A 12,470-nucleotide genomic window follows, 5' to 3' on the forward strand; every position below is an offset into this window, starting at 1 on the left:
GGTGGAATTGGTGCAGCTTTCCAACCTCCGGTTTCCGTTTCGTCAATCATATTGGGCTAGAGTGGAAAAGGGTTGGGTGCGGTCCGAAGGGGACGCATTGCGACGGCCTTCGGTTTCGAGGCGGTCGGGACGGGACACTGATGGCTAAGAAGGTAATGATCGTCGAGGACAATGAGCTTAACATGAAGCTCTTTCGGGACCTCATCGAAGCCAGCGGTTACGAGACGGTTCGCACGCGTAACGGGCTGGAGGCGCTGGATCTCGCGCGCCAGCATCGGCCGGACCTGATTCTGATGGACATCCAGTTGCCCGAAGTCTCCGGCCTGGAAGTGACGAAATGGCTGAAGGAAGACGACGAATTGCATTCGATCCCCGTCATCGCCGTCACCGCCTTCGCCATGAAGGGCGATGAGGAGCGCATCCGCCAGGGCGGCTGCGAGGCCTATATCTCCAAGCCGATCTCGGTGCCGCGCTTCATCGAGACGATCAAATCCTACCTGGGCGACGCCTGATGCCCGAGACCAGCAGAGCCGGAGTTTGTTGAGATGACCGCGCGGATCCTCGTCGTCGACGATATCCCCGCCAATGTGCGGCTGCTGGAGGTTCGGCTGCTTGCCGAGTATTTCGAGGTGCTGACGGCCAGCAACGGCCTGGATGCGATCGAGACCTGCGAGAACGGCAAGGTCGACGTGGTGCTGCTCGATGTCATGATGCCGGACATGGACGGGTTCGAGGTCTGCAAGCGCCTGAAGAGCGATCCGGCGACCTCGCATATCCCCGTCGTCATGATCACCGCGCTCGACCAGGTGTCGGACCGGGTGCGCGGCCTCGAGGCGGGCGCGGACGATTTCCTGACCAAGCCGGTCAACGACCTGCAACTGATGACGCGCGTGAAGAGCCTGGTCAGGCTGAAGTCGCTGACCGACGAATTACGGCTGCGCGCCTCGACGACGCGCAATATCGGCATCGAAGAGCTTCTGAGCCGCGATTTCGCGACCGAGGACGCCAAGCCGAGGGTGCTGCTTGTCGACGAGCGCAAATCTTCCGTCGAACGCATCCAGAAGATGCTGCGCAACAGCGCCGAGCTGGATGTCGCGACCGATCCGAATGCCGGGTTCTTCCAGGCGGCCGAGGCGGCTTATGAATGCGTGCTGGTGTCGACCGCCTTCTCGAATTTCGATGCGCTGAGGCTCTGCTCGCAGCTGCGTTCGCTCGACCGCACCCGCTTCCTGCCGATCATGCTGCTCGCCGACGAGGGCGAGGAGGGCCGCATCCTGCGCGGGCTGGAACTCGGCATCAACGACTACCTGATCCGGCCGATCGACCAGCACGAGCTGACAGCGAGACTGCGCACGCAGGTGCGGCGCAAGCGCTACAACGACCAATTGCGGGCCAGCGTCGCCCAGACGATCGAGATGGCGGTGATCGACGGGCTGACCGGGCTGCACAACCGGCGCTACCTCGACAGCCATCTGCAGACGCTGTTCGACCGCGCCGTGGCTCGGCGGCGGCCACTGTCGGTGATGATCACCGATCTCGATCGCTTCAAGTCGATCAACGACACCCATGGCCATGACGGCGGTGACGACGTGCTGCGCGAGTTCGCCCGGCGGCTGCGCAAGAATGTGCGCGGCATCGATCTCGCCTGCCGCTTCGGCGGCGAGGAGTTCGTCGTGGTGATGCCGGACACCGACGGCGCGGTCGCCGAGAAGGTCGCCGAGCGCATCCGCGCCGAGATCGCGCAGGCGCCTTTCGCGATCGGCAACGACGGCAAGATGATCGAGGTCACGGTCAGCGTCGGGGTGTCGTCGGTCCTGAAAGGGACGGACAGCGTCGCCGCGCTGATGAAGCGCGCCGACCTGGCGCTCTACGAGGCCAAAAGCGGCGGCCGCAACCGGGTGGTCGCCAAGGCCGCCTAGGCTGTGTTGATATTCAGGTGATGCCGGCCTGCGAACGATGGTTTCCTGCGCTTCCGGTGCTCACGTACTTTAAGTACGCTCCGCTCCGGTTCTCGGAAACCAACGTTCTCGGCTCGGCCTGACCTGAATCTCAACACATCCCAAAAACGCGTCGCGATCTTTCACACCCAGCACGCGCCTGTCTTTGTCCCGAAACCGGTTTCCACTCTCGGGAGACATGCTCGGCAAAAAGGCGACGATTCTCGGCCGTCCCAACAGGGTTACGAATTTACCTTAACCCAAGCGATTCGCGAGCGGTGGTTAAGAAATGGTTGATTTTTATAAGGTCTTGCGCAAATCTGCGATGCATAGACAGAAGCCGAGGCCGGCGCGAGGGTAGACGAGCCGGCTCGATCCAAAAAATACCCCATGATGCTCAGGTCCGCCGCATCTCCTGGGTCCGTGGGGTCGGCCGGCCGGCGCTGGCGCATAGTGGCCTCCTCGTACCGCTGCCAAACGCCGACCGGCCCCCTTTTCTCAAAAACCGACATCGGAAGCTTGCGCAGACAGTCGTGCAGGCTCCCCAGCCGTTCGGTCTTTCCGTCTGCCGGGAAACCGTGTCGGACTTTTCCTGGAATTGCTCCAAAACAAAACGCCGCCCGAGGGGCGGCGTTTTGATTTCTCGGGATAACCAGATTACTTGATCTTGGTTTCCTTGAACTCGACGTGCTTCTTGGCGACCGGGTCGTACTTGCGGAACGAGAGCTTGTCCGTCTTGGTACGGCTGTTCTTGCTGGTGACGTAGAAGAACCCGGTGTCGGCGGTCGACAGAAGCTTGATCTTGATGTTTGCGGCTTTGGCCATGATTTTCGTCCGTTAATGTTCGTGGAGTTTTGGCCGCTGGAGCACGGGGAAAACACCCGGACGCGGGAAACTTGGCGCGACACATAAAGAACGCGCCCGGAAAGTCAAGCCCGGGCGCCTTCCCTGCCCCATTTGGACATGGCCGATCTCGCCGCTTCAGGCGTTCTCGCCGACCCGCTGAGCCGTTTTTTTCCAGTCGCCCGTGGTGTTCCACCAACGGTTGGGATTGGCATGGTCGTCAAGACCCTTGGAACGGCTGGCGAGTAGCGGTTGGATGCGGATGACGGGCTCCTGATAGGAGTGGGCCTGGAATATCGCCTCGACGACACGAGCGGCGAGCGGCTGGTCGTCGGCGATCTCGAACGATACTTCAACGGTGCCGGGCCGCCGGCGCAATTCCGTCTCGGCGCCCGCGGCGGCGCCCTCGAGCGGCCGATAGCGCTCGACGCCTTGCGCCGACTGATAGGCGTTGCTGTCATATTTGCCCATGCGCAGCGGCGTGATCGCCACCACCGCCTCCATGATGCGCTCGACATCGGCGGCCGGCGCCTGGAATGTGACGAGCAGAAGCAGTTCCATCCTGAGGGATTTGGTTTCAAAGCCGCTGTCGACCATCGCAATTCTCCTACTTCGCGCTGAAGACAGGGTATAGCAGGGGTGCTGCTGACACGGTGATGTCAGGATGCCCGACGCTGCAGCGGCATTTGCCTACAGAATCTTGCGCACCAGCCTGACCAGGATCAGAGCCATGTAGGCAGCGAAGAAAAAGGCCAGCGACCAGCCGAAGCCGGATGGACCGAAGGCATCCATGCCGATGCCGATCGCCTGCGGACCCAGCACCATGCCGACGCCATAGCAAAGCACGAAGGCAGCATTGGCGGATGCCAGTTCGTGGCCGGACAGCTGCGAGCCGAGATGGGCAAGGCCGATCGTGTACATGGCGGCGACGACGCCGCCCCAGACGAACAGGAGGGCCGCCATCAGATGCCAGTTCTGTGCGAAGAACGGCATGAAAACCGTGCCGATGAGGCCGACCGTGGCGCAGGCCAGCAGCAGGTAGCGCCGGTCGGAAACGCGGTCGCTGATCATGCCGATCGGGATCTGCAGAAGCACATTGCCGAGCCCGATCATTGTCAGGAGCAGCGCGGCGTCGGCTTCCGAATAGCCGATACGGCTGCCATAGACGGGGAAGAGTGAGAAACCGCCGGTCTCGACGGCGCCGAAAACAAGCACGGCGAAGGTCGCGGTCGGCACCAGCCAGATGTAGCGCAGGAAGCGGCTGGTCTCGCTGTCGGCGACGATGGTCGGACTCTCGTTGCGGGCCGCCAGCACCGGAATAGCGGCAAGCGTCACCAGTACTATGGTGACGCCGAACGGCAGGAAGCCCGTGCTGCCGAGATGGGCGAACAGCCAGGGTCCGGCGGCAAAGCCGAGCGACAGCACGGTGGCGTAGATGCCAAGCACAAGGCCGCGCCGGTTCGGCGGGGCGGAGGTGCTGATCCAGAATTCCGACAGGATGAACAGCACCGTCAGCGAGATGTGCAGGGCGACGCGGAGCGGAAACCACATCCAGAAATCCGGCGCGAAATGGAAGCCGACAAAGGCGAGCGCGCCGATGGCAATCATCAACAGCATGGTCCAGGCGACGCCGAGCCGCATGGCAAGCGGGGTGGCGAGCGGCGCGCCGGCAATCGAGGCGAGACCGGCGACGGCCGTGTTGAGGCCGATCATCGAAGCGGAATGGCCGCGGCTTTCCAGAATGACGCTGAGCAGCGGCATGCCGAGGCCGATGGCGATGCCGACGACGCTGATCGAGGAGATCGCCGCGATCATCGGCAGCCAGTGTACGCGTTCGTCGCCCTGTTCTTGGGTATCGACCGTCATGGGATCAAAATGCTCTGCTTCTAAAGGACTTCGCGGACAAAGCGGTTGCGGACGAGCCGGAAGAACGGCACGGCGCCCCCCGGCCGAAGCAAGGGATCGTCGGCAAGCCGACTTTCCAGTTCTTCCAGGATCATGCCGGTAATGTCTGGGATGTCGGCCTTGCGGGCATCGGCAAGCGGCAGCCAGACGAGTTCTTCGAGCTCGTTGGTCGGACCGCCGCCGGGCAACTCCACGGCAACGTCGTGGCGCCAGGCGCTGAAGAAACGCGTATCGAAACGGCGCACGCGATTGGGCGGGGTGATGGCGCGGGCGATGAAGCGGAGCACGTCCAGCGAGGGGACCACGCCATGTTCGGCGAAACCCTGCCAGTCGCGCTTCGCGGTCGAGAAGGCGCCCTTGCGGCCGATCAGCAGGCCGGCTTCCTCATAGGTCTCGCGAATCGCCGACAGGGCGATTGCGCGCGCCCGCGCCGCGCTCGCGCGGCCGGGGCCTGAGACCAACCTACTTTCTTCCTCATCGGGCAGAGGGGCGGCGACGGGAATGCGGCTGTCGGCGGGATCGGTGCGGCCGCCGGGGAAGACGAATTTCCCGGGCATGAAGGCGTGCCCGGCATGGCGCCGGCCCATCAGCACCAGAACGTCCTTGCCCCGGCGATCGAGCAGAATGAGGGTCGCGGCATCGCGCGGACGCAGCGCCCGGCCGTTGCGCACGGCCAGGCCCTTATCGAGCTTGTCGACATCCGCCTTGGTCATTCGTTCCATGCGCTCGACCTAGCGGAAACTTCCCGGATGCGAAAGTGGCTTGCGCGTCGCGGCCTTTGCACCAGGGCCGGCAGCGGCGTGACCTGGCTTATCAATGGCTCTCGAATTCGTCTTTCTCGTCGCCGAAGCCGTGCATATAAAGCGCCCATTGCAGGCCGATGACGGCGCCCTTGACCGGCTGCAGCAGCACGAGCGCGAGAATGATGGTCAACGGCACCCAGATCAGCGCGTGCTGCCAGGTCGAGAGCGTGGTGGCGGCCTCCACCGCCATGAATGAGCCAACCACGATATGGCCGACGATGACGATAACCAGATAGGCAGGCAGGTCGTCCGCGCGATGGTGGTGCAGTTCCTCGCCGCAGACCTCGCACTTGTCCACGGGCTTCACGAAAGCGTGGAACAACTTTCCCTTGCCGCAATGCGGGCAACGGCCGAGCATGCCGCGCTTGATCGCCGCCCACAGCGGGCGCGCGCCGCGGCCTGAGTGGTGCTCGCCGCCGAAAACTTGTTCTTCCACCCGCAAATCGCCTGGCATCATCTTCTCCTGCCGCGCGGACCGACGCGCGATTGCGACGCGCGGGCGCGGCCTTTGGCCTTGTGGAACGACCGCTTTGAGCCGGGCAAGGGCTTCGGGTCGGTCAGCATCTCGAAACGCATCGCACCGGCCATCGGCGCGACCTCGACCAACCGGACTTCGACGCGGTCGGCAAGCTGAAAGCCCTTGCCGGTGCGTTCCCCGAACAGCGATCGGGCGGTTTCGTCATAGATATAGTAGTCGCCGCCCAGAGTTGACACCGGAATAAAGCCGTCGGCGCCGTACTGCGGCAATTGGACAAAGAGCCCCGCCTTGGTGACGCCGGAAATGCGCGCGTCGAACGTGTCGTTGACGCGCTCGGCGAGATAGGCGGCGATCAGCCGGTCGACCGTATCGCGCTCGGCGGCCATGGCGCGGCGTTCCGTGGCCGAGATCAGGGCGGCGGCCTCTTCCAGCCTGTCCGCCTCCTGCTGCGTCAAGCCGCCGGGACCCAGACCAAGCGCCGCGATCAATCCGCGGTGCACGATCAGATCTGCATAGCGGCGGATCGGCGAGGTGAAATGCGCGTAGCGCCTGAGGTTGAGGCCGAAATGGCCGATATTCTTCGGCGAATACTCGGCCTGGCTCTGCGAGCGCAGCACCACTTCGTTGACCAGCGCCTCGTTGTCGGCGCCGCGCACCCGCTCCAGGATGCCGTTGAATTGGCTAGGCCGCATCTGCGCGCCGCGCGCCAAGGACAGGCTGAGCGTCTGCAGGAACTCGCGCAGCGATTCCTGTTTGGCGAGCGACGGCGCGTCATGGATGCGATAGACGAGCGGCTCTTTCCTGCCCTCCAGGGTTTCGGCGGCGGCAACATTGGCCTGGATCATGAACTCTTCGATCAGCTTATGCGCATCGAGTCGCTCCGGCACGGTGACCCGGTCGACCGTGCCGTCGGGCTTCAACAGGATCTTGCGCTCCGGCAGGTCGAGCTCCAGCGGCTGGCGGGCGTCGCGGCCGCGCTTCAGCACCGCGTAGGCGTCCCAGAGCGGCTTCAGCACGCCATCGAGGATCGGCCGCGTCTTGTCGTCGGGCACGCCGTCGATCGCGGCCTGCGCCTGCGGATAGGCGAGCTTGGCGGCCGACTTCATCATGACGCGGTGGAAGGAGTGCCTGAGCTTGCGGCCTTCCGAGGAGAAGGTCATGCGCACGGCGATGGCCGGCCTGTCCTCGCCTTCGCGCAGCGAGCAGAGATCGTTGGAGATGCGTTCGGGCAGCATCGGCACGACGCGGTCCGGAAAATAGACCGAATTGCCGCGCTTCAAGGCTTCGCGGTCGAGCGGCGTGCCATAGCGCACATAGGCGGCGACATCGGCGATCGCCACGGTGACGACGACGCCTCCGGGATTCTTCTCGTCCGCATCGGGCGTGGCGAAGACGGCGTCGTCATGGTCCTTCGCGTCGGCCGGATCGATGGTCACCAGCGGCAGGTTGCGCCAATCCTCGCGGTGATCGAGCGTCGCCGGCTTCACCGCTTCGGCCTCGGCAATCACGTCCGCCGGAAAGACATGGGGAATGTCGTGGGCGTGGATGGCGATCATCGAGACAGCCTTCTCGCTGCTCAGCGATCCCAGCACCGCCAGCACTTTCGCCCTGGGCAGTCCGTAACGGGATGCCCGCGCCGGCTCGACCTCGACCAGGTCGCCGTTTTTGGCGCCGTTCTGGAATTCCTTGTCGACGATCAGTTCCGGCTGGCGCCGTTCGACGGGCTCGATGCGGAACGTGCCATCCTTCAGTACGCGGAAGACGCCGAGCACCGCATCGCTGCGCTTCTCGAAGACCTTCATCACCCGCCCGGTATAGGCGGGGCCTGACGGATCGTCGGTCGGGAAGGTCTTGGCAAGCACGCGGTCGCCGATGCCGGGCACCGGGCCGTTGGCGCCGCGCGAAATGCGAATGGCGATGACGGGCGGCGAGCCGTTGCCAGTGTATTCGTTCGGATGCGCCAGAAGCATGCCGTCATCGTCGCGGCCGAAAATGTCGAGCACCGCGACATGAGGCACGGCGCCCGCGCGGGTGAGTCGCTTGCGCTCCTTGTTGAGGAGGCCTTCGTCCTGCAGGTCGCGCAACAGGTCTTTCAGCCAGATGCGATCCTCGCCGCGCAACGCGAAGGCCTTGGCGATCTCGCGCTTGCCCGAGCGGTCGGGATTTTCGGCGATGTAGCGCAGGATTTCGTCGCGAGAAGGTCGATAGTCGTCTTTGACCTTGGCCCTGGTGTCGGCGTGGCGCGGATCGCCGTGGCTTCTTCCGGAGATCCTGCGCGCCACGTCCGCTATCCCTTCTTCGCCGCCCTGCGGAAGGGCTTTTTGCCGCCTCCGCCCTTGGCCTCCCTTTCGGCAATCAGGGTGAGCGCCTCTTCCATCGTCACCGATTGCGGATCCTTGCCCTTGGGCAGCGTCGCATTGACCTTGCCGTAGTTGACATAGGGCCCGTATTTGCCGTCGCGCACGACGATCTTGCCGCCGCCGTCGGGATGGTCGCCAAGCTCCTTGAGCGCCGCGGCGGTGCCGCCATTGCGGCCGCCCTTGCCCTTCTGCTGCTTCTCGGCAATCACCGAGACGGCGCGGTTCAGACCGATCGAGAACACGTCCTCGATGCTTTCCAGATTGGCATAGGTGCCGTCATGCAGCACGAACGGGCCGTAGCGCCCGAGGCCGGCCGAGATCATCTTGCCGGTTTCGGGATGTTTTCCGACGTCACGCGGCAGGGCCAGCAGCGCCAGCGCCTTTTCGTGGTCGATCGACTCGGGCGTCCAGCCCTTGGGCAGGCTCGAGCGCTTGGCCTCCTTGCCTTCGCCACGCTGGATATAGGGCCCGAAACGGCCGCTCCTCAGCGTGATTTCCTCGGCGGTGTAAGGATCCTTGCCGAGCAGCTTGACGCCGTCGTCGCCATTGCCGTTCTCGCCATTGGGGTTGGCGGCGTCGCCGAGCTGGCGGGTGTAGGAACACTCCGGATAATTCGAGCAGCCGACGAAGGCGCCGAACTTGCCGAGTTTCAGCGAAAGGTTGCCTGAGCCGCATTTCGGGCAAATGCGCGGGTTGGAGCCGTCCTCGCGTTCCGGGAAGACAAGCGGCGCCAGTTCTTCGTTGAGCGCATCGAGCACGTCCGTGACGCGCAGTTCCTTGATGTCGTCGACGGCGCCGGAAAAATCCTTCCAGAAGTCGCGCAGCACGTCCTTCCAGGCGAGCTTGCCGTCGGAAATCTCGTCGAGCTTTTCCTCGAGCGAAGCGGTGAAATCATACTCGACATAACGCTCGAAGAAGCTTTCGAGGAAGGCAGAGAGCAGCCGGCCCTTGGCCTGCGGCACCAGCCTGCGCCGGTCGATGGTGACGTAGTCGCGATCCTCGAGCGTCTTCAGGATCGCGGTGTAGGTCGACGGCCGGCCAATGCCCAGCTCTTCCAGCTTTTTGATCAGCGACGCCTCGGAGTAGCGCGGCGGCGGCTCGGTGGTGTGCTGGGTGGCGTTGATCGCCTGACGGGCGAGCTGCTCGCCGGAACGGATCTCGGGCAGACGGCGGCTCTCCTCGTCCTCCGCGTCCTCGTCCTTCTGGTCGGTATAGGCGGCGATGAAGCCGTCGAAGCGGATAACTGAACCGACGGCGCGAAGCTCAGCAGTGCGAGCGCCATTGACCGCCTCGATCTCGACCGTGGTGCGTTCGATCTCGGCCGGCTGCATCTGGCTGGCGATGGCGCGCTTCCAGATCAGCTCATAGAGGCGGGCCTGGTCGGCGTCGAGATACTGCCTGACCGATTGAGGCGTGCGGTTGAAATCGGTCGGGCGGATCGCCTCGTGCGCTTCCTGGGCGTTCTTGGCCTTGGTGGTGTAGTAACGCGGCTTTTCCGGCAGGTATTTCGCGCCGAACTCGCTGACGATGGCGCTGCGGGCAGCCTCGATCGCCTCGGGCGCCATCTGCACGCCGTCGGTTCGCATATAGGTGATGAGGCCGGCGGTCTCGCCGCCGACATCCATGCCTTCATAGAGCTTTTGCGCCACCTGCATGGTGCGCGTGGCCGAGAAGCCGAGCCCGGAGGAGGCGGCCTGCTGCAGCGTCGAGGTGGTGAAGGGCGGGCCGGGATTGCGCTTGGTGGGCTTGGCCTCGACCGACAACGCCTTGAAGGTCGCGCCCTCCAGCATCGCCTTGATGTCGTCGGCCTGAGCCTTGTTGGCGATGTCGAGCTTCTGCAGCTTCTTGCCGGCAAAGGCGGTCAGCCGCGCTTCGAAACTGTCCGTGCGCGGCGTGTCGAGGATGGCAGCGATCTGCCAGTATTCCTCGCGGATGAAGCGTTCGATCTCGGATTCGCGGTCGCAGACCAGGCGCAGCGCCACCGACTGCACGCGGCCGGCCGAGCGGGCGCCCGGCAGCTTGCGCCACAGCACCGGCGAGAGCGTGAAGCCGACGAGATAATCGAGCGCGCGGCGAGCGAGATAGGCGTCGACCAGCGGCGCGTCGATCTGGCGCGGATTGGCCATGGCATCGAGCACCGAGGCCTTGGTGATGGCGTTGAAGACGACGCGGCTGACCGGCTTGTCCTTCAGCGCGCGCTTCTGCTTCAGGACTTCCAGCACATGCCAGGAAATCGCCTCGCCCTCGCGATCCGGGTCGGTGGCGAGGATCAGCCCGTCGGCATCCTTGACCGCCTTGGCGATGTCGGCGAGGCGCTTGCCCGACGCGGTGTCGACCGACCAGGACATGGCGAAGTCCTCGTCAGGGCGGACCGAGCCGTCCTTGGCCGGCAGATCGCGGACATGGCCGAAGGAGGCCAGGACCTTATAGTTCTTGCCCAGATATTTGTTGATTGTCTTCGCCTTGGCCGGCGATTCGACGACGACGACGTCCATGAGGTCTCTTAATCAGCTGTGAGGTGGCGGAAGAACTCCGCGATGCACGACGAAATCCCACTCTTTTCGTCGCTCACATGGCCGCGCTTTTGCAATCGGTCAAGGGGAGGCGGGCAATTTGGGAAGCGGCCGCCGGCAATACACTCTTAGAGTGTATGGCAAAGATCACATTTTTTGGGGATGGAGGCGTGCGCGCCTCGTATCACGCCGGGACGGCCTGTGCCGGCCAGTCGAGTCGAGGGACAGTGACGAGGCGCTGGCCCCGCCCGGAAAGATCCCTGGCCGCCAAATCAAACCAATTCGGCGGCCAGGCAGTCTTCCGCATGCCAGCGGTGGGAGAAACTCAATCTGCCTTGACGACGTGCCAGGCGCCGGCAACGCCTTCGCCGGTCATGTCGCCGGCCTTCTTGTCCTTGACGAAGGTATAGACCGGCTTGCCGTCATAGGCCCACATCTTGCTGCCATCGGTGCGGTCGACGATCGTCCATTCATCGTCGGCCTTGGCGCCGGCCTCGGCCTTCAGCGGCGGCCAGTTGGCGGCGCATTTGTCGTAGCAGCTGGATTTACCCTTCTTGTCCTTGTCGAACGTGTAAAGCGTCATGCCTTTGGCGTCGGTATAGATCTTCTTGCCGCCGACTTCAGCTTCCTTCCATGCTTCGGCGGCATGGGACGCTGCAGTGCCGAGCAGTAGGGCGGCAAACCCGAGTGCGATCGATTTCATGACAATCTCCCTGAGAACGAGCGCACGGCAATCGCGCGCCTATTCCGACAACGCATTGGCGCGGCTATTTCTTCCTTGGCGAAGCGGCGACGTGCCACACAATGGTGATTGGCAGGCGCGCGCCTGCATCGCTATATCGACGCCAGCACAATCGGGACTCATTGGATGGCATTGGACATCGGCTATGTCAGCGCGGTCGGAGCAGGGGCGATCTCTTTCCTGTCGCCTTGTGTGCTACCGCTGGTGCCGCCCTATCTCTGCTACATGGCCGGCGTTTCGGTCGACGATTTCCGCGGCAACCAAAGCGTAACGGCAAAGGAAGGCGCGCGTGGCGCGCTGCTCTACGCTTCGCTCGCCTTCGTGCTCGGCTTTTCCTCCGTCTTCGTGGCGCTCGGGGCCGGCGCCTCGACCATCGGCCGCCTGCTGCGCGTCTGGCAGGAGCCGCTGGCGATGGCGGCGGGCGTGCTGATCATCATCATGGGCCTCAACTTCCTCGGCATCCTGCGCATTCCGCTCCTGTCGCGCGAGGCGCGCTTCCAGTCGCAGGGCAAGCCTGCCAGCATGATCGCGGCCTATGTCATGGGGCTGGCCTTCGCCTTCGGCTGGACGCCTTGCATCGGCCCGGTGCTGGGGCCGATCCTGACTTTAGCCGGCGGGCGCGAGACCGTTGGCGAGGGCGCGCTGCTGCTTGCCGCCTATTCGCTGGGTCTAGGCATCCCGTTCCTGATCGCGGCGCTGTTTTCCGGTGCCTTCATGCGTTTCCTCGGCAAATTCCGCGTCCATCTCGGCCGTGTGGAAAAGGCGATCGGCGCGCTGCTGGTCGTCGCCGGCGTGTTCTTCCTGACCGGCGGCGTGCAGAGCGCGTCGTATTGGCTGCTGGAGAATTTTCCGGTGCTGGGACGGCTGGGGTAGCGGTCCGGCGCCCGTT

Annotated in this window: 11 protein-coding genes; 3 read left to right on the forward strand and 8 right to left on the reverse strand. The window is 64.1% G+C overall.

Annotated features, from left to right (window positions below; genetic code table 11):
- Positions 1–140: 140 nt before the first annotated feature.
- Both FJ417_RS09645 and FJ417_RS09650 read left to right on the forward strand, forming a co-directional pair.
- Positions 141–512 carry a response regulator gene (locus FJ417_RS09645; RefSeq protein ID WP_027166515.1) on the forward strand — a complete coding sequence of 124 codons (372 nt, stop codon included), beginning with the start codon at positions 141–143 and terminating at the stop codon, positions 510–512.
- A 33-nt stretch (positions 513–545) separates the two neighbouring features.
- Positions 546–1,919 carry a PleD family two-component system response regulator gene (locus tag FJ417_RS09650; protein WP_140783235.1) on the forward strand — a complete coding sequence of 458 codons (1,374 nt, stop codon included), beginning with the start codon at positions 546–548 and terminating at the stop codon, positions 1,917–1,919.
- A gap of 675 nt (positions 1,920–2,594) precedes the next feature.
- Here the strand turns inward: FJ417_RS09650 and rpmG are convergent.
- The 8 genes from rpmG to FJ417_RS09695 all read right to left on the reverse strand — a co-directional run bounded on the left by rpmG (position 2,595) and on the right by FJ417_RS09695 (position 11,542).
- Entirely contained in the window at positions 2,595–2,762 is a 168-nt protein-coding gene (gene rpmG / locus FJ417_RS09660; RefSeq protein ID WP_006201775.1) for a 50S ribosomal protein L33, read from the reverse strand.
- Between the two features lie 156 nt (positions 2,763–2,918).
- The gene (locus tag FJ417_RS09665; protein ID WP_140783236.1) at positions 2,919–3,377 is read right to left on the reverse strand and encodes a hypothetical protein; all 459 of its coding nucleotides are present in this window, start codon (positions 3,375–3,377) and stop codon (positions 2,919–2,921) included.
- 93 nt (positions 3,378–3,470) lie between these two features.
- Positions 3,471–4,646, reverse strand: a complete 1,176-nt coding sequence (locus FJ417_RS09670) for an MFS transporter (protein ID WP_140783237.1) — start codon at positions 4,644–4,646, stop codon at positions 3,471–3,473.
- A gap of 20 nt (positions 4,647–4,666) precedes the next feature.
- A complete protein-coding gene (locus tag FJ417_RS09675; RefSeq protein WP_140651174.1) occupies positions 4,667–5,407 on the reverse strand; it encodes an NUDIX hydrolase in 741 nt (246 codons plus the stop codon).
- Between the two features lie 91 nt (positions 5,408–5,498).
- Positions 5,499–5,942, reverse strand: coding sequence for a DUF983 domain-containing protein (locus FJ417_RS09680; RefSeq protein WP_140783238.1), 444 nt, complete (start codon positions 5,940–5,942; stop codon positions 5,499–5,501).
- Positions 5,942–8,248, reverse strand: coding sequence for a ribonuclease R (gene rnr / locus FJ417_RS09685; RefSeq protein WP_140783239.1), 2,307 nt, complete (start codon positions 8,246–8,248; stop codon positions 5,942–5,944). The genes FJ417_RS09680 and rnr overlap by 1 nt, the downstream gene beginning before the upstream one ends.
- Before the next feature lie 5 nt (positions 8,249–8,253).
- A complete protein-coding gene (gene topA / locus FJ417_RS09690; RefSeq protein ID WP_140651170.1) occupies positions 8,254–10,821 on the reverse strand; it encodes a type I DNA topoisomerase in 2,568 nt (855 codons plus the stop codon).
- A 343-nt stretch (positions 10,822–11,164) separates the two neighbouring features.
- Entirely contained in the window at positions 11,165–11,542 is a 378-nt protein-coding gene (locus tag FJ417_RS09695) for a hypothetical protein (RefSeq protein WP_140651169.1), read from the reverse strand.
- A gap of 165 nt (positions 11,543–11,707) precedes the next feature.
- Here FJ417_RS09695 and FJ417_RS09700 point away from each other — a divergent pair, with 165 nt between their 5' ends.
- On the forward strand, positions 11,708–12,454 hold the full coding sequence (locus FJ417_RS09700) for a cytochrome c biogenesis CcdA family protein (protein WP_140651167.1): 747 nt from the start codon (positions 11,708–11,710) through the stop codon (positions 12,452–12,454).
- Positions 12,455–12,470: the final 16 nt, after the last annotated feature.

Origin of the sequence: Mesorhizobium sp. B3-1-7 (assembly GCF_006439385.1) — a bacterium.
Taxonomy (GTDB): domain Bacteria; phylum Pseudomonadota; class Alphaproteobacteria; order Rhizobiales; family Rhizobiaceae; genus Mesorhizobium.

Excerpts from the sequence above, each read along its gene's own strand:
- FJ417_RS09645 (WP_027166515.1), top strand. The coding sequence starts at position 141 with ATGGCTAAGAAGGTAATGATCGTCGAGGACAATGAGCTTAACATGAAG.
- FJ417_RS09650 (WP_140783235.1), top strand. The coding sequence starts at position 546 with ATGACCGCGCGGATCCTCGTCGTCGACGATATCCCCGCCAATGTGCGG.
- rpmG (WP_006201775.1), bottom strand. The coding sequence starts at position 2,762 with ATGGCCAAAGCCGCAAACATCAAGATCAAGCTTCTGTCGACCGCCGAC.
- FJ417_RS09665 (WP_140783236.1), bottom strand. The coding sequence starts at position 3,377 with ATGGTCGACAGCGGCTTTGAAACCAAATCCCTCAGGATGGAACTGCTT.
- FJ417_RS09670 (WP_140783237.1), bottom strand. The coding sequence starts at position 4,646 with ATGACGGTCGATACCCAAGAACAGGGCGACGAACGCGTACACTGGCTG.
- FJ417_RS09675 (WP_140651174.1), bottom strand. The coding sequence starts at position 5,407 with ATGGAACGAATGACCAAGGCGGATGTCGACAAGCTCGATAAGGGCCTG.
- FJ417_RS09680 (WP_140783238.1), bottom strand. The coding sequence starts at position 5,942 with ATGCCAGGCGATTTGCGGGTGGAAGAACAAGTTTTCGGCGGCGAGCAC.
- topA (WP_140651170.1), bottom strand. The coding sequence starts at position 10,821 with ATGGACGTCGTCGTCGTCGAATCGCCGGCCAAGGCGAAGACAATCAAC.
- FJ417_RS09695 (WP_140651169.1), bottom strand. The coding sequence starts at position 11,542 with ATGAAATCGATCGCACTCGGGTTTGCCGCCCTACTGCTCGGCACTGCA.
- FJ417_RS09700 (WP_140651167.1), top strand. The coding sequence starts at position 11,708 with ATGGCATTGGACATCGGCTATGTCAGCGCGGTCGGAGCAGGGGCGATC.